The sequence below is a fragment of the Lutibaculum baratangense AMV1 genome (genome assembly GCF_000496075.1).
Classification (GTDB): domain Bacteria; phylum Pseudomonadota; class Alphaproteobacteria; order Rhizobiales; family Tepidamorphaceae; genus Lutibaculum; species Lutibaculum baratangense.
In genome coordinates this window covers 22,112-47,376 of record NZ_AWXZ01000014.1, presented here as the reverse complement: position 1 = coordinate 47,376, position 25,265 = coordinate 22,112, and the positions used below count along the sequence as shown (strand labels likewise).

28 protein-coding genes and 2 tRNA genes are annotated in these 25,265 nt (G+C 67.6%); 5 read left to right on the top strand and 25 right to left on the bottom strand.

The features are described 5' to 3' along the window. Nucleotides 1–12: 12 nt before the first annotated feature. Complete coding sequence (locus N177_RS03945; RefSeq protein WP_081718351.1) at nucleotides 13–1,239, bottom strand: vWA domain-containing protein; 1,227 nt, start codon at nucleotides 1,237–1,239, stop codon at nucleotides 13–15. 235 nt (nucleotides 1,240–1,474) lie between these two features. Here N177_RS03945 and N177_RS03940 point away from each other — a divergent pair, with 235 nt between their 5' ends. The 3 genes from N177_RS03940 (at nucleotide 1,475) to N177_RS21560 (ending at nucleotide 2,981) form a co-directional block, all read left to right on the top strand. After that, entirely contained in the window at nucleotides 1,475–1,873 is a 399-nt protein-coding gene (locus tag N177_RS03940) for a cobalamin biosynthesis protein (protein ID WP_040485108.1), read from the top strand. 78 nt (nucleotides 1,874–1,951) lie between these two features. Beyond that, nucleotides 1,952–2,689: a DUF4336 domain-containing protein gene (locus N177_RS03935; protein WP_023430938.1), complete on the top strand. Its 738-nt coding sequence runs from the start codon at nucleotides 1,952–1,954 to the stop codon at nucleotides 2,687–2,689. A 151-nt stretch (nucleotides 2,690–2,840) separates the two neighbouring features. Continuing rightward, nucleotides 2,841–2,981 (top strand): hypothetical protein, encoded by a 141-nt coding sequence (locus N177_RS21560; protein ID WP_023430937.1) that lies wholly within the window; start codon nucleotides 2,841–2,843, stop codon nucleotides 2,979–2,981. 42 nt (nucleotides 2,982–3,023) lie between these two features. Here the strand turns inward: N177_RS21560 and N177_RS03925 are convergent. The 18 genes from N177_RS03925 to N177_RS03845 form a co-directional block, all read right to left on the bottom strand. Continuing rightward, a tRNA-Lys gene (locus N177_RS03925) sits at nucleotides 3,024–3,099 on the bottom strand. A gap of 68 nt (nucleotides 3,100–3,167) precedes the next feature. Then, nucleotides 3,168–4,301, bottom strand: a complete 1,134-nt coding sequence (tgt, locus tag N177_RS03920) for a tRNA guanosine(34) transglycosylase Tgt (RefSeq protein WP_023430936.1) — start codon at nucleotides 4,299–4,301, stop codon at nucleotides 3,168–3,170. Further along, nucleotides 4,298–5,386 (bottom strand): tRNA preQ1(34) S-adenosylmethionine ribosyltransferase-isomerase QueA, encoded by a 1,089-nt coding sequence (gene queA / locus N177_RS03915; protein WP_023430935.1) that lies wholly within the window; start codon nucleotides 5,384–5,386, stop codon nucleotides 4,298–4,300. Before queA ends, tgt begins: the two co-directional genes overlap by 4 nt. A gap of 13 nt (nucleotides 5,387–5,399) precedes the next feature. Continuing rightward, nucleotides 5,400–5,861: a peptidylprolyl isomerase gene (locus N177_RS03910; protein WP_023430934.1), complete on the bottom strand. Its 462-nt coding sequence runs from the start codon at nucleotides 5,859–5,861 to the stop codon at nucleotides 5,400–5,402. Nucleotides 5,862–5,888: 27 nt separating this feature from the next. After that, the gene (locus tag N177_RS03905; protein WP_023430933.1) at nucleotides 5,889–6,440 is read right to left on the bottom strand and encodes a peptidylprolyl isomerase; all 552 of its coding nucleotides are present in this window, start codon (nucleotides 6,438–6,440) and stop codon (nucleotides 5,889–5,891) included. Nucleotides 6,441–6,474: 34 nt separating this feature from the next. Then, nucleotides 6,475–6,978: a pantetheine-phosphate adenylyltransferase gene (gene coaD, locus N177_RS03900; protein ID WP_023430932.1), complete on the bottom strand. Its 504-nt coding sequence runs from the start codon at nucleotides 6,976–6,978 to the stop codon at nucleotides 6,475–6,477. Nucleotides 6,979–7,116: 138 nt separating this feature from the next. Continuing rightward, nucleotides 7,117–7,242 (bottom strand): hypothetical protein, encoded by a 126-nt coding sequence (locus N177_RS22225; protein WP_023430931.1) that lies wholly within the window; start codon nucleotides 7,240–7,242, stop codon nucleotides 7,117–7,119. A gap of 113 nt (nucleotides 7,243–7,355) precedes the next feature. Further along, nucleotides 7,356–8,156: a YdcF family protein gene (locus N177_RS03895; protein ID WP_023430930.1), complete on the bottom strand. Its 801-nt coding sequence runs from the start codon at nucleotides 8,154–8,156 to the stop codon at nucleotides 7,356–7,358. Nucleotides 8,157–8,160: 4 nt separating this feature from the next. Next, nucleotides 8,161–8,679: a lysozyme inhibitor LprI family protein gene (locus tag N177_RS03890; protein ID WP_023430929.1), complete on the bottom strand. Its 519-nt coding sequence runs from the start codon at nucleotides 8,677–8,679 to the stop codon at nucleotides 8,161–8,163. 358 nt (nucleotides 8,680–9,037) lie between these two features. Further along, nucleotides 9,038–9,859 carry an aldo/keto reductase gene (locus N177_RS03885; RefSeq protein WP_023430928.1) on the bottom strand — a complete coding sequence of 274 codons (822 nt, stop codon included), beginning with the start codon at nucleotides 9,857–9,859 and terminating at the stop codon, nucleotides 9,038–9,040. Nucleotides 9,860–9,998: 139 nt separating this feature from the next. Beyond that, nucleotides 9,999–11,633: an acyl-CoA dehydrogenase family protein gene (locus N177_RS03880; protein WP_023430927.1), complete on the bottom strand. Its 1,635-nt coding sequence runs from the start codon at nucleotides 11,631–11,633 to the stop codon at nucleotides 9,999–10,001. Between the two features lie 75 nt (nucleotides 11,634–11,708). Beyond that, nucleotides 11,709–12,353, bottom strand: a complete 645-nt coding sequence (locus N177_RS03875; RefSeq protein ID WP_244444229.1) for a glycoside hydrolase family 25 protein — start codon at nucleotides 12,351–12,353, stop codon at nucleotides 11,709–11,711. 235 nt (nucleotides 12,354–12,588) lie between these two features. Further along, nucleotides 12,589–13,038: a GNAT family N-acetyltransferase gene (locus tag N177_RS03870; RefSeq protein WP_023430925.1), complete on the bottom strand. Its 450-nt coding sequence runs from the start codon at nucleotides 13,036–13,038 to the stop codon at nucleotides 12,589–12,591. After that, nucleotides 13,035–14,204: a DegT/DnrJ/EryC1/StrS family aminotransferase gene (locus tag N177_RS03865; RefSeq protein WP_152527826.1), complete on the bottom strand. Its 1,170-nt coding sequence runs from the start codon at nucleotides 14,202–14,204 to the stop codon at nucleotides 13,035–13,037. The genes N177_RS03870 and N177_RS03865 overlap by 4 nt, the downstream gene beginning before the upstream one ends. An 18-nt stretch (nucleotides 14,205–14,222) precedes the next feature. Further along, nucleotides 14,223–15,194, bottom strand: coding sequence for a Gfo/Idh/MocA family protein (locus N177_RS03860; RefSeq protein ID WP_040485105.1), 972 nt, complete (start codon nucleotides 15,192–15,194; stop codon nucleotides 14,223–14,225). A 24-nt stretch (nucleotides 15,195–15,218) separates the two neighbouring features. Next, on the bottom strand, nucleotides 15,219–16,616 hold the full coding sequence (gene mgtE, locus N177_RS03855) for a magnesium transporter (RefSeq protein ID WP_081718356.1): 1,398 nt from the start codon (nucleotides 16,614–16,616) through the stop codon (nucleotides 15,219–15,221). A gap of 186 nt (nucleotides 16,617–16,802) precedes the next feature. Then, nucleotides 16,803–16,887, bottom strand: a tRNA-Leu gene (locus tag N177_RS03850). 92 nt (nucleotides 16,888–16,979) lie between these two features. Beyond that, nucleotides 16,980–17,237, bottom strand: coding sequence for a FliM/FliN family flagellar motor switch protein (locus tag N177_RS03845; RefSeq protein ID WP_023430921.1), 258 nt, complete (start codon nucleotides 17,235–17,237; stop codon nucleotides 16,980–16,982). Nucleotides 17,238–17,309: 72 nt separating this feature from the next. Here N177_RS03845 and lipB point away from each other — a divergent pair, with 72 nt between their 5' ends. Then, nucleotides 17,310–17,993, top strand: coding sequence for a lipoyl(octanoyl) transferase LipB (gene lipB, locus N177_RS03840; protein WP_023430920.1), 684 nt, complete (start codon nucleotides 17,310–17,312; stop codon nucleotides 17,991–17,993). Here the strand turns inward: lipB and N177_RS03835 are convergent. Both N177_RS03835 and N177_RS03830 read right to left on the bottom strand, forming a co-directional pair. Then, nucleotides 17,971–18,246 (bottom strand): acylphosphatase, encoded by a 276-nt coding sequence (locus tag N177_RS03835; RefSeq protein ID WP_023430919.1) that lies wholly within the window; start codon nucleotides 18,244–18,246, stop codon nucleotides 17,971–17,973. The genes lipB and N177_RS03835 overlap by 23 nt on opposite strands. Nucleotides 18,247–18,254: 8 nt before the next feature. Next, nucleotides 18,255–20,264, bottom strand: coding sequence for an acetyl-CoA carboxylase biotin carboxylase subunit (locus tag N177_RS03830; RefSeq protein ID WP_023430918.1), 2,010 nt, complete (start codon nucleotides 20,262–20,264; stop codon nucleotides 18,255–18,257). 185 nt (nucleotides 20,265–20,449) lie between these two features. Between N177_RS03830 and fghA the strand changes: the two genes are divergently transcribed. After that, on the top strand, nucleotides 20,450–21,283 hold the full coding sequence (fghA, locus tag N177_RS03825) for an S-formylglutathione hydrolase (protein WP_023430917.1): 834 nt from the start codon (nucleotides 20,450–20,452) through the stop codon (nucleotides 21,281–21,283). A gap of 4 nt (nucleotides 21,284–21,287) precedes the next feature. Here the strand turns inward: fghA and N177_RS03820 are convergent, their stop codons facing one another. The 4 genes from N177_RS03820 to N177_RS03805 all read right to left on the bottom strand — a co-directional run bounded on the left by N177_RS03820 (nucleotide 21,288) and on the right by N177_RS03805 (nucleotide 25,204). Then, a complete protein-coding gene (locus N177_RS03820) occupies nucleotides 21,288–21,626 on the bottom strand; it encodes a putative quinol monooxygenase (RefSeq protein ID WP_023430916.1) in 339 nt (112 codons plus the stop codon). Nucleotides 21,627–21,679: 53 nt separating this feature from the next. Further along, nucleotides 21,680–22,786, bottom strand: a complete 1,107-nt coding sequence (locus tag N177_RS20445) for a sensor histidine kinase (protein ID WP_023430915.1) — start codon at nucleotides 22,784–22,786, stop codon at nucleotides 21,680–21,682. A 19-nt stretch (nucleotides 22,787–22,805) separates the two neighbouring features. Further along, nucleotides 22,806–24,338 (bottom strand): acyl-CoA carboxylase subunit beta, encoded by a 1,533-nt coding sequence (locus N177_RS03810; protein WP_023430914.1) that lies wholly within the window; start codon nucleotides 24,336–24,338, stop codon nucleotides 22,806–22,808. 107 nt (nucleotides 24,339–24,445) lie between these two features. Next, nucleotides 24,446–25,204, bottom strand: coding sequence for an ATP12 family chaperone protein (locus tag N177_RS03805; RefSeq protein WP_023430913.1), 759 nt, complete (start codon nucleotides 25,202–25,204; stop codon nucleotides 24,446–24,448). Between the last annotated feature and the right edge of the window lie 61 nt (nucleotides 25,205–25,265).

Sequence of the window (25,265 nt, the reverse complement as noted above, 5' to 3'; positions counted from 1 at the left end):
GCGCGGCGGGGATCAGCGGGCGATGCGCAGCTCCGAGATCCGGGTGCTGATCGTCTGGAACACGGGCAGGAGATCGTCGACGTTCTCGACGTCGAAATAATGGTCGGGATCCGTGGCGCAGTCGCGCAGGAGGTTCCTGTTGCCTTCCACCACCCGGACCGTGAAGACCTCTATGCCCGCATCCTTCGCGGCCTGACATGCGAGCTCGGTCCGCCGGTCGATCGACGTTCGGTCGCTCGTGAAGCGGTTCTGCGCGTTCTCGCCGTCCGTGAGCACCACCATCACCTGCTTCATGCCGCGGACCGTGCCGGGCACGCTGGCCTCCTCCAGGGGCGCATGATGGCTGAGCATCGCCATCCCCCAGGCGATCCCGATGGTGACGTTCGTGTTGCCGTCGGCGCGCATGTCGTCGACCTTGTCGCGAAGGGCGGTGAAATCGTCCGTCAGGGGGAGGAGTTCCTGAAGGCCCGTCACGGCGCATTTGGCCGCCGGGTGCTTCGTGGTCTCGCTCGCCTGCAGCGTGTCGTCGACATCGTAAGGCTGATCCCGGTCGGTAACGCAGCCGTCCCAGGAGTCGGTCCAGGGCCATGACTTCGGCCACCACCACGGTTTGGACGCCGATGCGTCGAGCTTGCGCAGCCAGAGCGCAATCTCGTAGGTGCGGGCGATGCGGACCTGCGTGGCGAACGGCACGATGCCGACGGCGACGGCTTCCTGGTCGAGCGTCCCCTGCTCGAGAATGCCGAGCATGTTGTGGACCGCGACCTTCAGAGTCGCCATCTTCGAACTCGAAGCCATGGAGCCCGTGTTGTCCAGCACGAGCGCAACCTCGACCGGGTTGCCGCCCCAGACGGTGTTGGTCGTTGCCGAAAGAGGAATGCGCTCGACTCCGATCAGCCCGGCGAAGGTCGAGGGAAGATGAGCCTCGGCCTTGAGGACGAGGTCCTCGCTGCTGCGTTCAACGCTGACGGAGGTGATCTCGGCACCCTGTCCGGCACCGAAGTTCTCCTTGAGGATCTGCCTGGCGTAGGGCTCCAGCCCCTGGCCGCTGTGCCAGGGGGCGTCGACCGACATTGCCAGCGCCGCAGCATCCAGCGCGTTCTGCAGCTTGCTGTGGGCGGAGCCAGCGCGACCGACATCCAGTGCGACCCCGATGGCCGCGAGGATCGGCATCAGGAGCAACGAGAATGTGACCGCGACGTTTCCATGACGATCCGCAGCAAACTCTCTAAATTTCATCGTGGAGGGGGACGCAACAATTGAACACGGCCGAGGAGTGAACACAGCTCATGCAAAGCCTTCGTTTGCCTGCAATGCGGCCTTTGAAGCGAGTTTCTCCGACTTTCGTGAGGAGCCGTCGGTGGCGCGGCAGGCTGCCGCAGAGACCGGCGGGAGAACGATCTTCGGATCAAATCCGAACGGTCCGGCTTCTCCAATCCGGAGCCGCGCGCAACGGACGACGGAGGTGACGCCCATGCCGGAGGACAGGTTGATCGTGGCTGCAGGGTTCGGGATGCGGCGGGAGGTCGGCACCTCGGAACTGGTGGCCCTCTTCAACAGCGCGCTTGCGCAGAGCGGGTTGGAGCGGGATGCGATCTCCTGCTTCGCGACCCTCACCGACCGCACCGCGCTTCCAGCCTTCCGTGCCGCCGTCATCCACTTCGGCGCGGCGACGCGGATCGTCACCAGGGGGGAGATGGCGCGGGTGAAGCACCGGATCGTCACCCACTCGCCGGAAGTCGAACGGCTCTATGGCGTCGGGTCGGTCGCGGAGGCCGTGGCGCTCATCGCCGCCGGCTCGGATTCCCAGATCCTCCTTCCCCGTATCGTCTCCCCCGCTGCCACCTGCGCGCTCGCCGCACCGCCTGCCTGAAGGAGCTTTGACAACAGGGAACCGGCGGTCGGCACCGAACCTTCCGTACCGATGCGGCATCGAGGCACGAGACGGCATATGCGTCTCCAGGAGGTCTATCGACCGCTCGACACGCTCAAGCCCGTCACGGACGACGTCTGGATCGTGGACAGTGGCCCGCATGTGACGATGGGGATTCCCCTTCCCGTGCGGATGACGGTCATCCGCCTGCCGGACGGCGAACTCCTGCTCCACTCTCCGACACGATACGTGGAGGGCCTCGCCGGGGAACTCCGCGCCGTGGGCCCCGTGCGGCACATCGTCTTGCCGAACAGCGCGCACTGGACGCACGCGAAGGCGTGGCAGGAGCATTACCCCGCCGCCGACACCTGGGCCGCGCCAGGCTTGCGCGACCGGCGTCCCGTCAGGCGGTCCGCCCTGCGGATCGACCGCGACCTCGCGGAGCATCCCCCTGCCGAATGGTCAGGGTGCCTCGACCAGGTCCTCGTGCGCGGAGCAGGAGGATTCGCCGAGATCGCGTTCTTCCACCGGCCCTCCCGCACGCTCGTGCTGACGGACCTCGTCGTCAACGTTCCCCCCGCTCTTCTCCCGTTCCCCGCCCGGCTGGGCGCCCGGCTCGTCGGGGCCACCGCACCGGACGGGAGGGCGCCGGCCTATCTCCGCGCCGCCGTGCTGTGGCGTCGAAAGGAAGCGGCCGCGGCGGCTCTCCGGATGATCGAGTGGAACCCCGAGCGCGTCATCTTCGCGCACGGCGACTGGTTCGGGGAGAACGGCAGCAGACATCTGCGGCGCTCCCTCGCCTGGCTTCTCGACTGAGGCCCGCCCCCCAGCTCCGTCCCGCCTGTCGACCGAGCGCTCGCGCTTCGCGGCACGCGAAACGGTCGTGGCCATGAATTAGCCTTTCGTTAACCCTATGGACCGAGTCTCGGAGGGCTGGTGGGGCGATCTGCGAACCGAGAGGGTCAACATGCACGCACGTTACGGTCTCACGCCCCGGGAATACCGGCGGGCGGTCAACGCGCACATGGTGAGCTGGCTTTCGTTCGGCGGGATCCTGCTGACGGCCACCGTCGGCGGCCTGGCAGGCATCTCGCTGCTGCTCGGCTGAGCAACCGCTCGGCCTCCCACCTTGAGGGAGGTCATCCGAGGTTGGTGAGCCCGCAGGGATTCGAACCCTGGACCTACTGATTAAAAGTCAGTTGCTCTACCAGCTGAGCTACAGGCTCTCCACGAGTCGGCGGCACGGTAGGGGGGCGGGGCGCCGAAATCAAGCGCGGATGGCGCCACCGGGCCTTCAGGCGGCGCTTTCGTCGCCCCGGGCCCAGGCCTCCCTCGTGGCCGCCACGTGGTCCGCGTAAAGGCCCTCCTCGATCGCGCGTCGCGCGTCGCGCATGACCGAATGGTAGTAGTGGACGTTGGCCCAGCTGAGGAGGACGGCTCCGAGAAGCTCCTGCGACCTGACGAGGTGGTGCAGATAGGCGCGGCTGTAGTCGCGCATGGCAGGGCAGTCGCTGTCCTCGTCGAGGGGACGCAGGTCCTCGGCGTGCTTCGCGTTCTTGAGGTTCAGCCTGCCGAACCGCGTGTAGGCCTGGCCGTGCCGCCCTGCCCTCGTCGGCATCACGCAGTCGAACATGTCGATCCCCTCGGCGACCGACAGCAGCATGTCTTCCGGCGTGCCGACGCCCATGAGGTAGCGCGGCCTGTCCTCCGGCAGCGCGCCGAGCGTCTCCGACAGGACACGGATCATCACCTCCTGCGGCTCCCCGACCGCCAGGCCACCGACGGCGTAGCCGTCGAAGCCGATGCCGACGAGGCCCTCGGCGGAACGCAGGCGCAGATCCCGCTCCGTGCCGCCCTGGACGATGCCGAACAGCGCGCGCCCCCCGCCGGCCGGGTCGAAGGCCGCCTTGCAGCGCTCCGCCCAGCGCAGAGACAACTGCATCGCCCGCTCGGCCTCCGCGTGAGGCGCCGGCAGGCGGATGCACTCGTCGAGCTGCATCGTGATGTCGGCGCCGAGGAGCCTCTGGATCTCGACCGACCGCTCCGGGCTCATCGCATGTTCGCTGCCGTCGAGATGCGACTTGAAGACGACGCCCTGCTCGTCGATCTTCCTCAGGCTCGCGAGCGACATCACCTGGAAGCCGCCGGAATCGGTGAGGATCGGCCCGTCCCAGCGCATGAAGGCGTGCAGGCCGCCGAGCCTCGCCACCCGCTCGGCGCCCGGCCTGAGCATCAGGTGGTAGGTGTTGCCGAGAATGATGTCGGCACCCGTCGCCCTCACCTGCTCCGGCAGGAGGCCCTTCACGGTGCCGGCCGTGCCGACAGGCATGAACGCGGGCGTCTGGATGTCGCCGCGCGGCGTGTGCACCACACCTCGCCGCGCCTTGCCGTCGCGCGCCTGGAGCTCGTAGCCGAACTGGATGGTCATCTGGCTTCCGAAGGGAATAGCAGGCAGGAATCGCCGTAGGAGTAGAAGCGGTACCGCGCCGCGACGGCATGGGCGTAGGCGCCGCGCATCGTCTCCAGCCCGCTGAAGGCGGAAACGAGCATGAAGAGCGTCGAGCGCGGCAGGTGGAAGTTCGTCACGAGCAGGTCCGCGCCACGAAAGCGGTAGCCGGGCGTGATGAAGATGTCGGTGTCGCCGGCAAAGGGCTCGATGAGCCCCTCGGGCGTCGCCGCCGATTCCAGGAGCCGGAGAGCGGTCGTTCCGACGGCAACGATACGGCCGCCGCGGGCACGCGCGTCGTTGAGCCGCGCCGCGACCTCCGCGTCGATCCGGCCGGTCTCGGCGTGCATGCGGTGATCGGCCGTGTCGTCGGCCTTCACCGGCAGGAACGTGCCGGCCCCGACGTGAAGTGTCAGCGTCTCGCTGCCGATGCCGCGGGAGGAAAGCTCGCCCATCACCTCGGGGGTGAAGTGGAGACCCGCCGTCGGCGCGGCGACGGCGCCGGCCTCGCGCGCGTAGACCGTCTGGTAGTCCTGCCGGTCCCGCATGTCGGCTGGCCGGCGCGACGCGATGTAGGGCGGCAGCGGGATCTCTCCCACCGCCTCGATAACCTCGTCGAGCGCCGCGCCCGAGAGCTCGAAGCGCAGCAGGATCTCGCCGCCCTCGCCCTTGGCCTCGACGGTGGCGGCAAGGGCACCGAGCAGGCAGGCGCCGTTGCCGTCGCCAAAGTCGACGCAGTCGCCCAGCTCGAGCTTCCTCGCGGGCCGGGCGAAGGCGTGCCAGCCGTCTTCGCCGGCCCGCTTGTGCAGCGTCACCTCGATGCGCGGCTCCGTCTCGCCGCGGCCCGTCCGCCTGCCGAAGAGCCTCGCGGGGATCACGCGCGTGTCGTTGAAGACGAGCACGTCTCCCGAAACGAGGAGCTTCGGCAGATCGGCGAAGGCGCGATCCTCCGTCTCGGGCGTGGCGCCCGGCCGCACCACGAGAAGCCTCGAGGCGCCTCGCGGCTCGGCAGGGCGGAGCGCGATGAGCTCCTCGGGAAGCTCGAAGTCGAAGAGATCGACGCGCATCGCCCGTCCGCCGTCAGGTCGCCGCCTGAACGGTCATCTTCTCGATCTTGTCGGGGTTCTGGACGGGCTCGCCGCGCTTCAGCTGATCGACAGCCTCCATGCCCTCGACCACCTTGCCCCAGACGGTGTACTGGCCGTCCAGCCACGGGGCGCGGTCGAAGCAGATGAAGAACTGGCTGTCGCCGGAATCCGGGTTCGCCGCCCGCGCCATCGAGCAGGTGCCGCGCACATGCGGCTCCTTGGAGAACTCGGCCTTCAGCTTCGTGCCCGAGCCGCCGGTCCCGGTGCCCTGCGGGCAACCGGTCTGCGCCATGAAGCCATCGATGACGCGGTGGAAGACGATGCCGTCGTAGAAGCCCTGCGAGACGAGCTCGCGGATCCGGGCCACGTGGTTCGGTGCGAGATCGGGTCGCATTTCGATCACGACCCGCCCCTTCGTCGTCTCCATCACCAGCGTGTTGTCGGTGTCGGCCATATCCGGCTCCTGTGGTTTCTTGTGTCTTCAGTTGTTCGCTTCGGCTTCGACCGTCATCTCAACGATCTTGTCAGGATCCTGCACCATCCCGTTGGCGCCTCCACCCTTTTTGATCGCATCGATATGCTCCATGCCGTCGATGACCTCACCGACCACGGTGTACTGGCCGTTCAGGTGCTGGGCGCTGTCGAACATGACGAAGAACTGGCTGTTCGCGCTGTTCGGGCTCTGCGACCGGGCCATGCCCACCGTGCCGCGCTCGAACGGCGCGTCGGAGAATTCGGCCTCGAGGTCGGGCAGGTCTGAACCGCCCATGCCGGTGCCGGTCGGGTCGCCGGTCTGGGCCATGAAGCCGTCGATCACCCGATGGAACACGACGCCGTCGTAGAAGCCGTCGCGCGTCAGCTCCTTCAGGCGCTCCGCGTGGTTGGGCGCGAGGTCGGGGCGAAGCTGGATGGTGACCGTGCCGCTCTCGAGCTGCATCAGCAGCGTGTTCTCCGGATCGTTCGCCCCCTGCGCGTGCGCGTCATACGGCATCGTCGCGACGGCGAGCATTCCCAAAGCCAGCAGCGCTTTCATCAGGTCTCTCCTATTGGTTTGTCCGGTCCGCGGGTCAGCTAGCGCTGCGGGAGCGTGTGACCAGCGCCTCGGCGACACGTGGGGGCACGAAATGGCCGACATCGCCGCCCATCGCCGCAACCTGCCGGGCAAGGCTCGCGGCGATATGGCGGACTTCGGCGGAGGCGGGGAGGAAAACGGTCTGGACGTCCGGCGCCACGGCGGCATTCATCCCGCACATCCGCATCTCGTAGTCGAGATCCGTCGCATCGCGAATCCCGCGAAGAATGAAGTTCGCGCCCGCGCGGCGGGCCGCATCGATCACGAGGTCATCGAAGGTCACGACCTCGAGGTCGCATCCCGCCTCGCGCACGACGGCACCCGCCTCCCGCTCGATCATCGACTGGCGCTCCTCCGCGGAGAAGAGCGGCGCCTTGCCGTGATGGACACCGATCGCCACCACGAGCCGGTCGACGAGGCGCGCGCCGCGCCTGATCACGTCGAGATGCCCGAGCGTGATGGGGTCGAAGCTGCCGGAGTACAGGCCTGTCCTGATCATTGCCGCGTCACATAGCCTGTCACGGAACAGGGCTCAAGCCGCGTTCGGCTCGTGCCCTCCGCCGTCGACCGCCGCCCCTTGAACGACAAACGGCGCGGCCGCCCCGGCCGCGCCGTTCAGAAACACTCCCTTCAGGCTCTATCGCGCTGCGATCGCGATGGGCTCGAACCCGCCGAACAACGCGGTCACGAGGAGGGTGCCGACCAGGAAAGCCAGCGCCCAGAACGTGACGCGCAGGTAAGACGGCTCAGCGTCTCGGTGCATCAAGAATGCCTCATCGGAGATGTTGAAAACTCAGGATATCGCGCATTCCGCCGGCGCGATGCGCATTGCGTTACACTTCCTTAAACAATGGCGCAAGGGGCTCCCCGAGGGGCCTACTTCGCAACTGCGGGAAGAAGAGACGGTGTCTTCCCGGTCAGCCGATACGCGACGAGGCCGATCCACTCCCGCGTCGCGATGTCCATGCGCTTGAGCCCCTCCGAAACCGCCTCGAACGGTCGCGCCAGGTCCCCCCAACCGCGCGTGCGGTAATCCACAGGATACGCTGCGACTTCGAGCCCCGCGGTCCTGAAAGCGCCCACCGCACGGGGCATGTGCCACGCCGATGTCACCAGAAGCCAGCGCTCTCCCGTCGAGGCCTGAACGAGCTCGGCGGAGTATTGCGCGTTCTGAGCGGTGTTCCGGGAGCGATCCTCGAGGAGGAGCCGCCCCTCTCCAAGCCCCATCGACTCGAGGAGAAGGCGGGCCGTCTCCGCCTCGTTGGCATGCTCGAGAAGCATGGCTGTCGAGCCGCCGGAGAAGACCAGTCGCGACTCCGGATAGCGGCTCGCCAGGGCTGCGAACGCGGTCAGGCGCTCGCCGGCCTCGTTGAGGGCCACCTGGCCGCGGGCGGCGGTCACGCCGGTGTCGAAAGAGCCACCGAGCACGATGATCCCGTCGGGAGCCGGTGCATCCGAGGCCGGCGGCGGAAACCGCTCCTCGAGGGGAAGGATGAGGAGGTGGCCGAGCGGCGTGAACCCGAACGTCAGGAGGAGGAGAGCGCCGACGGCGACGAAGCCCCGGCCCCAGCGATAGAAGCGAGTGAACAGGAGGACCGCGCCCAGAACGAGCAGGAGGCACACCACGTTGCTCGGCGCAAGGAGAAGCCACGCGATCTTGGAGACGACATAGAACATGCCGTCAGCCGCCCCTGCTCCTTGCTTCCTTCAGGATCGTCCCGACCTCCACCGCGCGTCGACCCGTCTCCTCCAGCAGGCATGTCGCCCGCCAGATGCCCACGAACTCCTCGTCGCTGTAGAGCGTCGAGCCGAAGCCGCACCGGCGGTCACGATAGACGAGCCATGCTTCCTGAACCTCCTGCAACGCCTCTGGCGCCTGCCGCCCTAGAACGCGGCTCAGTTCCTTCACCGAGCTTTCGAGGTTCTCGGCCCAGATCGCCGTCTCCCGATCCATGCACGCGGCAGCCTGGGACTTGTCGCCCTCGCCGAGGGCATCCAGACAGGGGTCGGCCACGACGCCGACGCAAGCGCGCGGATCCGAGCCTGCGTTCGTCACCGCTCTCATACACTGCTCGACCTTCTGCCGGTCCGTCAGTTCCGCGTTCGCGCCGGTCGTCGCGTCGTCCTGCGCTCGGCCCGGCCCCGCCAGAACCACGGCGGCAAGCGCGAGGGCAAACGTCCTGTTGAGTGCGTGAGACACGCAGCCGCTCCCTGGGTGCCGTGACCGCAGACCGAGAGTGTGGCCGCGGAAGCTACCGGCGGACGGTCTCCGGCCCTCCGGTCTGATGCGGGGCGTTCGCGTGCTGAACCGGCTCGGTTCGGACGATCTCGTCGCTCCGGCTCCAGCGTTGCCCCAGTTGAATGACCGATGAAGTCAATATACCCGCTGCCAGTATCGTCAAGAGCACGCCACGCGGTCCCACCACTCGCTCCCCAGCTCGTTTCGGAAACGGGAGAATCCACGGTGGCGAGGTAACAGGATCTGAACCACGCGGCGGGCCGCGCCCTGCCCCCCGACGATTTCGCCCGAGGTGGTTAACACCCTCCTTCGGTCCCGCTCAGTCCCAGTCCGGTGCCCACTCCGGGTCGACCATGCGCCCGTCGGGCCGGGCCAGGCTGTGGATGCGGTCCATCTCTTCGCGGCTCAGGTCGAAATCGAAGATGTCGATGTTCTCGTGGAGCCGCTCGATCTTGGAGGTTCGGGGGATGGCGCCCACCCGGTCCTGCTGGACAAGCCATCGCAACGTGACCTGCGAGGGCGTCTTGCCGTGCCTCTCGGCGATCTCCCGGATGACCGGATCCTCGAACACCTTGCCGCGGCCGATCGGTGTGTAGGCGATGGTCGCCACGTCGCTTTCGCGCGCCGCCGCCAACGGCTTCGTCTGGTCGATGTATGGATGGTACTCGATCTGGTTCGCGACCAGTGGCGTGTCCGTCAGGCCGACTGCCCGGCGCAGCAGGCCGGATGGGAAATTCGAGACGCCGATGTGCTTCGCGCATCCGGTTTCCCGCACCTGCGACATCGCCGCAAGCGTCTCTTCCAGCGGGACGGTCCGCGAGGGCCAATGAATGAGGAGGAGGTCGATATGGCCCAGATCGAGTCGCTCGAGGCTCCCCTCGACCGATTCCACCAGGAGATCGGGAGCCAGGTTATCGTGCCACACCTTGGTCGTCACGAAGACCTCGTCTCGGGAGATGCCGGAGCGGCGGACGCCCTCTCCCACCTCCACCTCGTTGCCGTACGCCGCAGCGGTGTCGATGTGGCGATAGCCGAGTTCGATCGCCTGCCGCACGATGTCGGCGCACTGCTCGCCGGTCAGTTGCCATGTGCCGAGACCGATCGCCGGAATGTCCGCACCGTTGGCGTGTATCGTCTGCATAGGTGGAGCCTCCTCTGCCGCAGTCGTCCGGACACGGGCGTCGGTGCCCGCGCGGCCTCCGCGCGCATTTGAAGTGGTCAACGGCCGAGATGGAAGAGGCGTTCGTTCGCAAGCAGTGGAAGCATGGCCCGAAAACGCGTCAGGTCTGCGGCAGCGCCCGCGACAGGATCTCGCCCTCGTCGATGTCCGGAGGCAGGAGTCCGAATGCGGCGCCGGTTCCCGTCGACAGCCTCGACGTCACGAACCCCTCGGCTACCGCCGACGGGCGGTGACGCAGGAGGAGCGAAGCCTGCAGCGCCGTCGCGACATCCAGTGCCGTGCGCCGGGCGTCGGCCTCCTCCAGCCCACCGCTCAGCCTGTCGACGAGCCTGCCGGCATGCGCATCGACCCGTGCATCCGCTCCCTCGGCGCGCCGCAGCTCCGAGACGACCGCATGGAGCGCGCGCTCATCGCGGCGGAAGGCCCGCAGGACGTCGAGCGCCATGACGTTGCCGGTCCCCTCCCAGATGCCGTTCAACGGCGCCTCGCGATAGAGAGCGGCCATCGGGCCGGCCTCCACGTAGCCGTTGCCACCGTGAACCTCAAGCGCCTCCGCGACGAGCATCGGACACCGCTTGCAGAGGGCGAACTTCGCGATGGCGACCGCCGCTCGGGCGAAGGCCTGCTGCTCTTCGTCGGCGGCACGATCGAACGCATGTGCGACCCGCATCGCGAGCGCGGTCGCTCCCTCGCATTCGAGCGCGAGATCGGCGAGCGTGCGACGCATCGCGGGATGATCGACCAACCTCTTCTGGAATGCTGTGCGGTGGCTCGCGTGGTGAACGGCGAGAAGCGTCGCCCGCCGCATGATCGCGGCAGCGGAGACCGCCGTGTCGAGCCGCGTATGGTGCACCATTTCGAGGATCGTCCGGACACCGTCGCCCTCGGCGCCGACGATCCTCGCATAGGTTCCGCGATACTCGATCTCCGACGACGCGTTCGAGCGGTTGCCGAGCTTGTCCTTCAACCGCTGGATCAGCACGGCATTCTGGTCGCCGTCGGGAGTGAAGCGCGGGACGAAAAAACAGGTCGGGCCCGCCCCGGTCTGCGCGAGCGTCAGGAACGCGTCGGACATCGGTGCCGAGCAGAACCACTTGTGCCCCGTCAGGTTGTACGCCCCGTCTCCGAGGGGTTCGGCCACCGTCGTGCTGGCGCGGACGTCCGACCCACCCTGCTTCTCCGTCATCGCCATGCCGCAGGTGGAGCCGGCCTTGCCGGCGGCCGGCACGAAGCCCGGATCGTAGCGCCCCGACGTCAGACGGGGCTCCCATTCAGCGGCCAGCACCTGCTCCCGACGAAGGGCCGGCACGGCGGCGAACGTCATGGTGACGGGACAGAGGACGCCGATGTCGGCGTTGTGGAAGAGGTGGTTGAGGGCGCAGCGCGCCACATGTGCTCCGGGCCGGCGCTCGACATAGGGCAGGTCGGCGAGCCGGTGCGAGATCGCGGTGCCGAGGAGCTCGTGATAGGCGGGATGGAACTCCACCTCGTCGATCCGGTGGCCCCGCGCGTCATGCGTGTGGAGAACGGGCGGATATCGGTTCGCCCGTTCGGAGAGCCTGCGGGCGTGACGGCTTCCCGCCCACCGGCCGAGGGCGGTGAGCCTCTCTTCCGCCCACGATGCGCCGTGGACCTGAACGGCCGTCCGCAGCGCCTCGTCGGCGGCGTAAGGGTCGAAGTCGACGAGCTCCGGCGACTGGTTCGCGACTTCGTGCGTGGCTCCGCTATCGCGCACCGGCACGGCTCCCCTGACGGCTGACGAACTCGGGCCTAAGCATAACCCGGAAGGCGAAGCGCCCCAATAACCGGGTCAGAAGTCGCCCTTCAGGAATTTCTTCCAGTCCTCCCAGGATCCAACGAAGGTGTTGCGGTCGACATGCCCCTTGATGCCGTCGACGTTGCCCTGGGCGGTGTACTGCCAGAAGGTCCAGCGCCGCCCGGGAAAGCGCTCGCTCGGGTGCCTGGGGATGCTCCGGAGCCAGAAATGGTGACCGTTGAAGACGCCCTCGAGGTTGTCCGTGTGGAAGTTGTAGTCGGTGTAGATCACGGGCCGCTTGCCGTAGTAGCCCTCCATGATCTCGAGGAAGGTCACCATCTCCTTGCGGACGACGTCGGGCTTGGGGATTCGCGTGCAGGTCTTGGAGTGGTTGTTCCACTCCATGTCGAGCACCATCGGCAACGCGTCGGGATCGTAAGGAACGTTCGCGATGAACCAGGCGGCCTGCTCCTCCGGCGTCCGGCAGAAATAGTAGAAATGGTAGGCGCCGCGCGGCACGCCGGCTTCCTTGGCGCCATACCAGTTGTCGTAGAACTTCTTGTCGAGGTGATCGCCCCCTTCGGTCGCCTTGATCCAGGCGAAGGCCACTCCGGAACGGGCGGCGACCTTCCAGTCGATGTCGCCCTGGTAGCGGGCGACATCGATCCCGTGCACGGGATAGTCCTTCGGGGTGAGCACCCTCGGCTCGAAGCCGGCACAGGATGTCAGTACCGCAAAAAGGACAGTGGCGGCAATCGCTTGCGTTAGGCGGCGCGCGCGGTGCGACCGGGGCATATGGCTTTCTCACTACTCTCGACCGGCCGCGATGAAGCAGCCCTCGTGGTAAAGAAAGCGTAGGCGCGGAGAAGAAAAATTGCCGCCACCCTGCGGTCACTTTCGCGCGCGAGCGACGTCCGCCAAGAGCCGCGAGCGGCTATCGGGCGTACTGGACGAAGGGTCTGAGACGGCCGACCTTGTCGTAGAGGCTACGGGCTGCGGTGTTGGTGTCGTGGGTCACCCAGTACACCCGTTCACACCCTCGGGCGTCGGCCGCAGCATACACCATCTCGATCAGCGCCCGGCCGCCACCCCGGCCGCGCGCGCCCTCCGCGACATAGAGGTCTTCCAGATAGCAGTAGGGCTGCAGCGACCATGTCGAGGGATGGAAGAGATAGTTGCACAGGCCGATCGCCCGGCCCTCGCCGTCGTGCGCGAGCAGCCCGTGCATGTCGAACTGTGGATGGAGGAGGCGCTCCCAGGTGCGGTCGCTGACGCCCGGCGGGAGCTCCACCTCGTAGAAGTCGAGATAGCCTTGCCACAGCCCGTCCCAGACCGCCCTGTCGGCGGCCTCTAGGTGTCGGGCGGTGACGCCGGCGGACGTCATGCGACCGCCGCCCTCACCTGCTCGATGACGTAGGCCACCTCGTCCTCGTTGAGATCCGCATGGATCGGCAGGCTCAGCACCTCGTCCGCCAGCCTCTCGGAGACCGGCAGCGAGAGCCCCTCGGGCACCCAGTTCACGAAGGCGGGATGCCTGTGCAGCGGCACCCGGTAGAACAGGCCGGAGCCGACGCCGGCCGCCTGAAGCGCGTCGCGGACCCGATCCCGCTCCGGCACGCGGATCGTGTAGAGGGCCCAGGCGCTGCTGGCGCCATCCATGAGCGGCGTCTCGACGAGATCGCGGAGACCCTCGTCATAGGCTGCCGCGATTTCGCGTCGCCGCGCGATCTCCCAGGCGAACGAATCGAGCTTCTCCAGAAGCACCGCGGCCTGGATCGTGTCGAGCCGCCCAGTCATGCCGATGCGCAGGGCCTCGTCGCCCGAGCCCTGCCGCCCGTGCGTCCGAATCTGCAGCACGGCTTCGGCGAGGGAATCGTCCTGGGTGAAGATGGCGCCACCGTCGCCGTATGCGCCGAGCGGCTTCGTCGGATAGAAGCTCGTCGCCGTGATGGGCGCCATCGCACCGACCTGCTGATTGCCGAGCGCGCCGCCGAAGCTCTGTGCGGCATCTGCCAGCACGGCGACCCCGTGCCGGGCCGCGATGGCGGAGATCGCCGGATAGTCGGCGGGCCGACCGTAGAGGTCCACCGGCATCACGGCCGCGGGCCTCAGCCGGCCGGCGGCGTTCACCTCGGCGATGGCCGCCTCGAACGCCGCGGGGTCGAGGTTGAACGACCGCTCGTCGACGTCCACGAAGACCGGGACCGCGCCCAGCGGCGCGATGGAGGCGGCGGATGCCGAGAAGGTGAAGCCAGGCACGAAGACGGCGTCGCCTTCGCCCACTCCCATCGCCATGAGAGCCATGGTGAGCGCGTCGCGACCGCTCGAGACGCCGATCGCGTGGCTGGCGCCGCAATATTCCGCGAGCCGTCCCTCGAGTTCCGCGACCTCGGGGCCCAGGATGAACTGCCCATGCTTGAGCACGGCCGAAACCCGCGCCTCGATGCCGGCCGCCATCCGCTCGCGCTGGCGCGAGAGATCGTAGAGGGGGACCGATTGCGGACGCACCGCCGGCGAGACGGCAGAAGCCGCCGACACTGAGCTAGCCAAGTCTGAAGTCTCCTTGCATCACGCCGCCGAGTTGCGGCCCTGCGCCGACATCCGGCCGAGCCGGGCGCGCGCATCTTCCATAACCAGCTGCGCCACACGCAGCGCTTCCGCCCCCCGGCGCCCGCCCACTGTCGGCGCCGTGCCGTCGCGCACACAAGCGACGAACTCGGCGATCTCGTTCCCCAGTGAATCCTCTCGCGGGATTTCAGTTCGCTCGACGGCGATCGGATCCTCAGCTTCGCTGCCGACGGATTTCCGCGTCAGCACGTGCGCGGCGAAGTCGCACTCGTGGAGGACCCCGTCCTCGAAGACGCGAAGGCGGCGATCGACCGCCTCTGCCACCCTGGAGGCCGTCACGTCGGCGATCGCGCCGTTCGCGAATGTGAGACGCGCCCGCGCCATGTCTTCCGACCCACTCAGCACAGGGGCGCCCAGCCCCTCGACCCGCTCGACCGGCGCGTCGACGAGCGACATCACGAGGTCGAGATCGTGGATCATCAGGTCCAGGACGACCGAAACGTCGGTGGCGCGCCCACCGCGCCAAGGCCCCACCCTCGTCGCCTCCAGGTAAAGCGGCGCTCTCACACGCTCGCGTAACACCTTGAAGACAGAGGAAAAACTCTCTATGTGCCCGACCTGCAGCACGAGGCCCCGGGCTGCGGCCAGCTCCAGCAGCTCCTCCGCCTCGGCGACCGTCTCCGTCACCGGCTTCTCGATGAGCACGTGGATGCCGGCATCCATCAGGTCGCGGGCGACGCGCGCATGATGGGTGGTCGGCACGGCGATGCTGACGGCGTCGACCCGCCCCTTCAACGCGAGGTGATCGGTCAGCGCCTCGCAGCCGTGCTCCTCCGCAAGCCGTTTCGCCGTCCCGGCGTCGGCGTCGCAGACGGCCACGAGATCGCAGTCCGGATTCTGGGCATGATGCTTGGCGTGGAAGCGGCCGAAATAGCCGAGGCCCACCACTGCGGTACGGATTCGCGAGGTCATGGCTGGGGTGATGACACTTCGCCCCTACAGAAGCAACAACGTCGCCAGTCCGAGAAAAGCAAAGAATCCAACGACGTCTGTAACAGTCGTGAGGAAGACGCTCGATGCGACGGCCGGGTCGGCACCGAACCGATCGAGCAGCACCGGCACGACGAATCCGGCCGATCCGGCGACGAGGAGGTTGAAGACGAGCGCCGCTCCGATCACCCCGCCAAGCTCGGCATTCGAGAACCACAAGGCCGCGATGATGCCGATCAGGATCGCCAGGGTCACGCCGTTGAGGAGCGCCACGAGCAGCTCGCGCCAGAAGATGCGGCGCTTGTTGAACCCGCCGAGCTCCCGCGTCGCCAGGGCGCGCACGGTGACGGTCATCGTCTGGGTCCCGGCATTGCCGCCCATCGAGGCGACGATCGGCATCAGCACCGCAAGCGCCACCATCTTCTCCAGCGACTCGTCGAACAGCCCTATCACCGATGCCGCGAGCATGGCGGTCCAGAGATTGATGAAGAGCCAGGGAAAGCGGCTGCGCGCCGTGTACAGGAAGTTGTCCGAGATCTCCTCGTCGCCCAGCCCGACGAGCCCGCGGATGTCTTCCTCGGCCTCCTCTTCGATGACGTCGATGATGTCGTCGTGGTGGATCACGCCGACGAGCCGGTTCGAGTCGTCGACGATCGCCGCCGAGACGAGGTTGTACCGCTCGAAGATGCGCGCCGCCTCCTCCTGGTCGAGGTCGCCGCGAATCGTCCGGATCGGCGTGTCCATGATCTCGTCGATCCGCACCGGCCGCTTCGTGCGCAGCAGGCGGTTGAGCGGGACGGTTCCGACGGGCCTGAAGGACGGGTCGACGACGATGAGCTCGTAGAACTCGTCGGGCAGGTCGTCCGATTCGCGCATGTAGTCGATCGTTCGGCCGACATCCCAGAAGGGCGGCACGGCGATGACGTCCGACTGCATGCGTCGTCCGGCCGTCTCCTCGGGGTAGTCGAGGCTCCGGCGCAGGCGGACACGGACGAATTCGGGGATCCGGGCGAGGATCTCCTCCTGCTCCTGGTCGGCGAGATCCTCCAGGATGTAGACCGCATCGTCCGAATCGAGATCCCGCAGGCCCGCCGCCACGGCGGCGACAGGCAGGGCTTCGAGGATCTGCTCGCGAACCGTGTCATCCACCTCGGTCAGGACGGCGAAGTCGAAGTCGCGGCCGAGAAGCTGGATCAGCTGCGTGCGCCTTTCCTGATCGAGCTGCTCGATCAGGTCGGCGAGATCCGCGTTGTGGAGATCCTGGCAGAGGTCCCGCAGCGTCTTGCGATCGCGGTTCTCGATCGCGTCCCCGACGGCCTCCACGAAAGCGGAAGAGAAATAACCCGCTTCGTCCCGCGCGGCGGCCGGGGCGCCGGAGTCCTCCTGTGTCTCGTGCTCATGCACGTCCAAGGCACGCACTCCCTGCTCGGATTCCCGCCGTGCCCCGGGCACGTCACGTTGGGGACCTTCTACCCGAAGGCCGAAGGGGGCAAAAGGGCACGCGGCAGCATCGCCTCAGGGGCACACCGCGCTCGGGAACGAAGGTCCGCAAAACGAAAACAGGGGCCAGCGGCCCCTGCATCAGGAAAATGGTGCGGTCGAGAAGACTCGAACTTCCACGGGTTGCCCCACAGCGACCTCAACGCTGCGCGTCTACCAATTCCGCCACGACCGCGATTTTCCGCTCGAAGCCGGCGCGGTTGGCGTCGGCGAGCGAGGCTCATGTAGCAAAGGAGCGAAGGTCGGACAAGGGCCTTCGCGGCTATGTCACGTTTCTTTCCCGAGAGACCTCGACTTGCGCTTGGCAAGCATCTCCGTGATGGTCACCGCGATCTGGTCGCCTTCGAGCACCACCTCGCCCCTCGCGACGGGAACGCCGTTCGCCAGAAGCTTCAGATCCTCCTCGGCATGGGTCTCGAGCGCGATGACCGCGCCCCGCCCCATCCGCAGGAACTGGTGAACGGGCATCGTCGCCGTGCCGAGCAGCACGGAAAGCTCTATGGTGACGTCGTCGAGGCTCGTCATGGTGCTCGGGCAGCTCCGCGCCTATATCTGTGAGTGACACGAGGCTGACGATTTATGGTTACCAGCGCGTTAATGCCCGCCCTCATGGCAGGCACGTCGGCGGTCGAATGGCGCGTCTCCGATGGACTTGTTCCCTACGAGGACGCCCTCGCCGTCATGGAGTCCCGGGCGGCGGCGATCGCGTCGGGCGATGCCGCGGAGCTCGTGTGGCTTCTCGAGCACCCGCCCCTCTACACGGCCGGCACGAGCGCCGAGGACGGCGAGCTTCTCCGCCACGACCTGCCCGTCTATCGCACAGGCCGGGGCGGACGGTGGACCTATCACGGCCCCGGACAGCGCGTGGCCTACGTGATGCTCGACCTGAAGCGCCACGGCCAGGACGTGAGGCACTTCGTCCGGCAGCTCGAGGAATGGCTCATCCGCACGCTCGCGACCTTCAACGTGAAGGGAGAGCGGCGCGACGATCGCGTCGGCGTCTGGGTGCGTCGTCCCGAGAAGGGAGATGGTAGCGAAGACAAGATCGCCGCGCTCGGCGTCCGTCTGCGCCGCTGGGTCAGCTTCCACGGCGTGGCTTTGAACGTCGAGCCGGAGCTTTCCGACTTCGCGGGCATCATCCCCTGCGGGATCGCCGGGCACGGAGTGACGAGCCTCTCCGATCTGGGGCTCCTGGTGTCGATGGCGGAAGTCGACCAGGCGCTGCGCCGGACGTTCGAAGAGGTCTTCGCGGTTTCGACTATTCCGTCGGAAGCACCCTGAAGCCAGGTTCCGAAGCCTCGTTCTCGGCCAGGACCTCGACCGCCTCGACGCGCGCCGCGCGAGGACCTTCGAGGCACTCGGCGAGGATCTGCTCGACGAGATCCTGGTCGCCGGCGAACAGTGCCTCGACCCAGCCCCCGCTCCGGTTGCGCACCCAGCCGTCCAGGCCGAGACCCACGGCACGCTCCTCCGTCCAGGCACGGTAGCTGACGCCCTGGACCCGGCCGGCGATCTTCACCCGCTTGCTCGCCATCCCGCCCCTCACTCGAACTCCAGGATGAGGTCGTCGACGGACAGCGTGCGCCCCTCGGCCGCGTGGACCTTCGCCACCACGCCGTCGCGCTCGGCACGCAGGACGTTCTCCATCTTCATCGCTTCCACCACCGCAAGCGTCTCGCCGGCCTTCACCTCCTGCCCCTCGCCGACGGCGATCGACACGACGAGTCCCGGCATCGGGCAGAGCAGCATCTTGGTCGTGTCGGGCGGCACCTTGACCGGCATCAGCGCCGCGAGCGCCGCCTCGCGCTCCGTGAACACCTTGGCCTCAGCCGAGGCGCCCCCGTGCGACAGTTCATAGCCCGTCGAGGTCGACGTCACCTGGATGTGGATCGCCTCTCCCTCGATCGTCCCGGTCCACACGGGATGCCCCGGCACCCAGTGCGAATGAACGCTCAGAAGCGTCTCGTCGCGATCGTGGAGAGCCACCGTGAAGTGGGGCATCTGACCGCTGACCGTGACGGACACGTCGCCTCCCGCGAAGCGCACGATCCGCCGTCCCGGGAAACGATACCCCTCCACCGCCATGCGTCCGGTGATCGTCTGCCGGCGCGTGTTGTGCAGGTGATCGATGCAGGCTGCGACGGCGGCGAGCCTGACCCGCTCGTCCTCGTCCGGAACGCGAGGCACGAACCCCTCCGGAAACTCCTCCTTGATGAACGCCGTGGAGAGCCGGCCCTCGCGCCACCGGGGATGGGCCATGAGCGCCGAAAGGAAGGGCATGTTGTGCCTGATGCCCGCGATGTGGAACGCGTCGAGCGCCTGCGCCATCGCGTCGATCGCCGCGATCCGGTCGCTGCCATGGGTGACGAGCTTCGCGATCATCGGGTCGTAGTACATCGAGATCTCGCCGCCCTCGCCGACGCCCGTATCGATGCGTACGGTGCGCCCGTCGGGGTCGCGCCCCTCCTCCGGCGGCCGGTAGCGCGTCAGGCGACCGATCGAGGGCAGGAAGTTCCGCTCGGGATCCTCGGCATAGACCCGTGATTCCACGGCCCAGCCATCGAGCCTGATGTCCTCCTGCCCGAAGGGCAGATTCTCCCCTGCGGCGATCCGGATCATCTGTTCGACGAGATCGATGCCGGTGACGAGCTCGGTCACCGGATGCTCGACCTGAAGACGCGTGTTCATCTCGAGGAAATAGAACGACTTGTCCTGCCCCGCGACGAACTCGACCGTCCCGGCGGAGAAGTAACCGACGGCGCGGGCCAGGGCGACGGCCTGCTCGCCCATCCGGCGGCGCGTCTCGCGGTCGAGCAGTGGCGAAGGCGCCTCCTCCACGACCTTCTGGTTGCGCCGTTGCACCGAGCACTCGCGCTCGCCGAGATAGACGATGTTGCCGTGCTGGTCGCCGAGCACCTGGATCTCGATGTGCCGGGGATCCACGATGAACTTCTCGATGAAGACGCGGTCGTCGCCGAAGGAGGAGCGGGCCTCCGAGCGGGCGCGTTCGAATCCTTCCTTCACCTCCGAAACCGATTCGGCGATGCGCATGCCCTTGCCGCCGCCGCCGGCCGAGGCCTTGATCATCACGGGGTAGCCGATCTCGCCTGCCACCGTGACCGCCTGCTCCGCGCTTTCGATCACGCCCTCGGAGCCCGGCACGGTGCTCACGCCCGCGGCTCTCGCCGCGCGTTTCGACTCGATCTTGTCGCCCATCGCCTCGATGGCCCGCACCGGGGGGCCGATGAAGACGATCCCTTCCGCCGCCAGCGCCTGCGGAAACCGGGCGTTCTCCGAGAGAAAGCCGTAACCGGGATGGACCGCTTCGGCGCCGGTCTGCCTGCAGGCTTCGACGATCCGGTCGATCAGCAGGTAGGATTCCGCGGCCGGGGGCGCACCGACACGCACGGCCTCGTCGGCCATTTCGACGTGGAGCGCGTCGCGGTCCGCATCCGAGTACACAGCCACCGTCTTGATGCCCATGCGGCGCGCCGTCCGGATGACCCTGCAGGCGATTTCCCCGCGATTGGCGATCAGGATCTTGGAGAACATGCGTTTTCCCTGCCCCAGTCCCGGCACAGCCCGGGCAATGCAGATTCTTTACGGGCTCGCGGCGGCCCGGACAACCGGCTCGCCATCCGAAGCGGCCGCCTCCGGTCGAGGGCCGGGTGTCCCCGCCGCGGCGGACGCGGTAGCATCGCCACCACTGGAACCGGGTCTAAAGGGAGCCGCAGGACATGGAAACGATCTCGATCAACACCTCGCATGGCGGCATCCAGGGCGTGTACCGCCACGATTCGGCCGAATGCCGCTGCCCCATGACCTTCGCCGTCTTCACGCCTCCCCAGGCCGCGGACGGGCCATGCCCGGTCCTCTATTACCTGTCCGGACTGACCTGCACGCACCAGAACGTCATGGACAAGGGGGAGTACCGGCGCGCCGCCGCCGAGCATGGCGTGCTCATCGTCTGCCCCGACACTTCGCCACGGGGAAACGGCATCGCCAACGACGAGGCGTACGACATGGGCCAGGGCGCGGGTTTCTACCTCGACGCGACCGCGGACCCGTGGGCGAAGCACTTCCGGATGTACTCCTACGTCACGCGGGAGCTGCCGCAGCTGATCGAGCCGAACTTCTTCGCCGACATGACGCGCCAGTCGATCTTCGGCCATTCGATGGGCGGCCACGGAGCGTTGACCATCGCGCTGAAGAACCCCGACACCTACCGCTCCGTCTCGGCCTTCGCGCCGATCGTCAATCCGATCTCCGTGCCCTGGGGCCAGAAGGCTTTCCCCGCCTATCTCGGCGAAGATCGCGCGCTGTGGCGGCAGCACGATGCGGCGGCACTCATTGAGGACGGGCACCGCGTCGAGGAGATCCTTGTCGATCAGGGAGATAAGGATCAGTTCCTGACCGAGCAGTTGCAGCCGGAAGCGCTGGAGGCGGCCTGCACGAACGCCGGCATCGACCTGACGCTGAACATGCGGCCGGGCTACGACCACTCCTACTTCTTCATCTCGACCTTCATGGAGGACCACATCGCCTGGCACGCGCAGCGATTGAAGGCGTGAGGCGTCAGCCGGGGCCGAAAGCGATGCCCTGCGCCGCCGCGGACGTGTGCTCGAAGTCCGCCAGGACCTCGGTGATCGAAACCTCGGGCGCGCCGTCGAAACAGCGCTCGAGCTTCGACATGGCGTGGAGGAAGGACGGCGTGGAGGCGTAGCGGCGATAGGCGTCCGCGGAATGCCAGATCTCCACGATCGTCACGAGATCCCTGTCGCGGTCGGCCAGCAGCCGTGCGGACCGCCATTCCGTCTCGTGCTCGACGGTCGACGGATGCATCGCCCGGAACGTGGCTGCAAGCTCGTCCATCGTGCCCGGCATCACCTTCACCCGCGTCACGACCGCATACATCTCTCGACCCTCCTGTCCGTTGTAGGTCTCGCGTTAAACGGACGTCGCCGGCTTCAGTTCGCGAGGCGATGGACCGGGATCTCGAGCTCCAGGCGCAAACCTTCCTCCGCCCAGTCGTAGCGCACCTCTCCGTCGAGCTGCGCCGCGGAGCGGGCGGCAAGGCGGGAGCCGAAGCCCTGCCTCTGTGGCGGCGCCTCGATGCGCGGCCCGCCCTGTTCGGTCCAGGTCAGCACGAGCGTGCCGCCTTCGAGCCGCGTGAGGATGTCGAGGTGCCCGTCCTCGGCCGCGAGGCTCCCGTACTTCATCGCATTCGTCGCCTGCTCGTGCACGATCAGCGAGAGCGGAGTCGCGGCGCCGGGCCCCACCTCCACGTCGTCGCCGGCGATCGCCAGCCTCTGGTCGCGGTCGGCATAGGGAGCGAGCACCGTGCGAACGAGGCTGTGGAGCGTCGCGCTCCGCCCCAGATATCCGGATCCATCTTCGTTCGGCCGGACGAAATCCTGCGCCTTGGCGAGCGCGTTGAGCCGCCCCTGAAGCGAGGAGACGAAATCGGCGGCCTCGGGAAAGCCGCGCGAGGACGCGCTGACGAGCCCGCCGACCACGGCGAAGATGTTCTTGATGCGGTGCCTCAGCTCGCGTCCCAGAACCTCCGAGTTCGCCCTGGCACGCCTCAGCTCGATCAGCGTCATCGCCTGCCGCGCCAGCACGCGCAGCACCTCTCGCTGCTCGTCCGACAGGCCCTCGGGCCGCGGCGCATGATCGAGGACGCAGAGCATGCCGAGCGGCAGCCCCCCGGCGGTCTCGATGCGCGCCCCCGCATAGAAGCGCGGACGGCCGGCCCCGTTCGACAGGGCCTTCATCCGAGGCTGGGCAGCATCATGAAGGTCCGGGACGACGACAAGCTCCCCCTCCTCCATGGCGGCGGCGCAGAGCGAAGCCTCGCGTGGCATCTCGCGCGCCGTTAGGCCGGATGCCGCCTTCGTCCAGTGGCGGGACGCGTCGACGAGATTGACCGCCGCGATCGGCGCCCGGCAGACGATCGAGGCCATGCGCACGATGCCCTCGAAATCGTCCTCGTCCGGCGTATCCAGGATGCCGAAGCCCTCTAGGGTCCTCAGCCGCTCCGTTTCGTCCCAATGCTGGGGATTCGTCTTGGTCATGTCGTTTGCCGACCACCCCTCAGAGCGGGATGTTGTCGTGCTTCTTCCAGGGGTTCTCGAGCTTCTTGCCGCGCAGCATGTCGAGACCGCGGGTGATACGCCGCCTCGTGGAGTGCGGCAGGATGACCTCGTCGATATAGCCGCGCTCGGCCGCGACGAACGGATTCGCGAAGCGCTCCTCGTAGTCCTTGATCCGCCGTCCGATCTTCTCGGGATCCCCGAGCTCGGACCGATAGAGTATCTCGGCTGCGCCCTTCGGACCCATCACGGCGATCTCGGCCGTCGGCCAGGCGTAGTTCAGGTCGCCTCGGAGGTGCTTCGACGCCATCACGTCATACGCTCCGCCGTAGGCTTTGCGGGTGATGAGCGTGACCTTCGGAACGGTGGCTTCCGCATAGGCGAAGAGGAGCTTCGCGCCGTGCTTGATGAGGCCGCCCTGCTCCTGCGCCGTCCCCGGCAGAAAGCCCGGCACGTCGACGAAGGTGACGATCGGGATGTTGAAGCAGTCGCAGAACCGCACGAACCGTGCCGCCTTCCGGCTGGCGTCGGAATCGAGAACGCCGGCGAGCACCATCGGCTGGTTCGCCACGACGCCGATCGTGCGCCCGGCCATCCGGGCGAAACCGATGACGATGTTCTTCGCGAAGGACGCCTGGATCTCGAAGAAGTCGCCCTCGTCGACGACCTTCAGGATGAGCTCCTTGATGTCGTACGGCTTGTTGGGGTTCTCGGGTATGAGGGTGTCGAGCGAGTGGTCGATCCGCTCGGGATCGTCGAAGCTCGAAATCTCCGGCACCCCGCCGAGATTGGAGAGCGGCAGGAAATCCATCAGCCGGCGCATCTGGATCAGCGCCTCGACATCGTCGTCATAGGCGCCGTCGGCGATCGAGGATTTCGTCGTATGGACGCTCGCGCCGCCGAGCTGCTCGGCCGTCACCGTCTCGTTCGTGACGGTCTTCACGACATCGGGGCCCGTCACGAACATGTAGCTCGTGTCGCGGACCATGAAGATGAAGTCCGTCATCGCCGGCGAATAGACGTCGCCGCCGGCGCACGGTCCCATGATCACCGAGATCTGTGGGATGACGCCGGATGCCAGCACGTTGCGCTGGAACACCTCGCCATAACCGCCGAGCGCCGCCACGCCCTCCTGGATGCGCGCGCCGCCCGCGTCGAACAGACCGATGATCGGAACGCGGTTGCGCACCGCCATGTCCTGGATCTTCGCGATCTTCCGGGCGTGGGTCTCCGACAGCGAGCCGCCGAAGACGGTGAAATCCTTCGCGAAGACGAAGACGGTGCGACCGTTGATCGTGCCCCAGCCGGTCACGACCCCGTCGCCCGGGATCTTCTGCTTGTCCATCCCGAAATCGGTGCAGCGGTGCTCGACGAACATGTCGAACTCCTCGAAGGAGTTCTCGTCGAGCAGCAGCGACAGGCGCTCCCGGGCGGTCAGCTTGCCCCGCGCGTGCTGCGCCTCGATGCGGGTCTCGCCGCCCCCCAGTCGGGCGACCGCGCGACGTTCTTCGAGCGTGTCGAGGATGGCCTTCATGTCATCTCCGGAGGCGCTGCCTGCCCTTCACCCGTTGCATAGCATGCCTGTCGGAGGCGGCAAGTCCGACCGCTCTCCGCCGGTCGTCTGGCGTGGCCGGCGCAATCTCAGCGGCCGCCGCGCCCGTGCCGCGCGACCAGAGCCGCTGCGCGCATCTCGGCCCAGCGTGCCTGACGGCGACGCATGGCTTCGGCGTCCTCGCCCCACTGCGAGATCTGCCAGTCCTCGTCCACGTGGGCCGCAGCCCATGCATCGTCGGGCGACATGTGCCCCTCGACGACGGCGAGGGCGAGGACGATGGAGCCGGTCAGGGACGTCATGACGTGCAGCCCCGCCAATGGGAGCGTCTCGTAGCGGGCGACGATCCCGGCCCCGCGCTCGAGCGTCTGCGGGGGTTGCTCGACATGCACGATGCCCGCCGCCAGCCTCAGGTCGAGCCCCAGGCTCTCCCGCGCCCACGCCAGCGGCGGATCCCAAGCAGCGTTCTGCCACTCGACGAGCCGCTCCGGCGAGTCGGCGCGGTAGCAAAGGAGATCGCTGTCGAGGAAGCGCACCACATCCTCGCGCACGGCATCGGCCGACACGGCCACACCGTCGAGGGCGGAGTTGACGATGCGGTTGACCGGCATGGACGAAGGGTCGATCCGCTCGCCCTGAGCCCGCCACTCCTCCGCCACCAGCTCCGCCAGCTCAGACGTGGGCAAGGCCAGAAGCCGCCGTGCAGGCGTCCGCACGTTGCGGCTGTCGAGGCGGATGACGTGTCCCGCCTCCCCGGCCTCCACCGTCACGGCCTCGTAGAATCGCCGGGGAAGCTCCGCACGCGCGAGTTCCTGCGCGCGCCGCGTCGGATCGGGTTTGTCGGTCATTCGGATATCCTTCATCGGCCGCCGCCGGCGTCGCGGCGGGTACCCGCCCCGGTAGATAGGG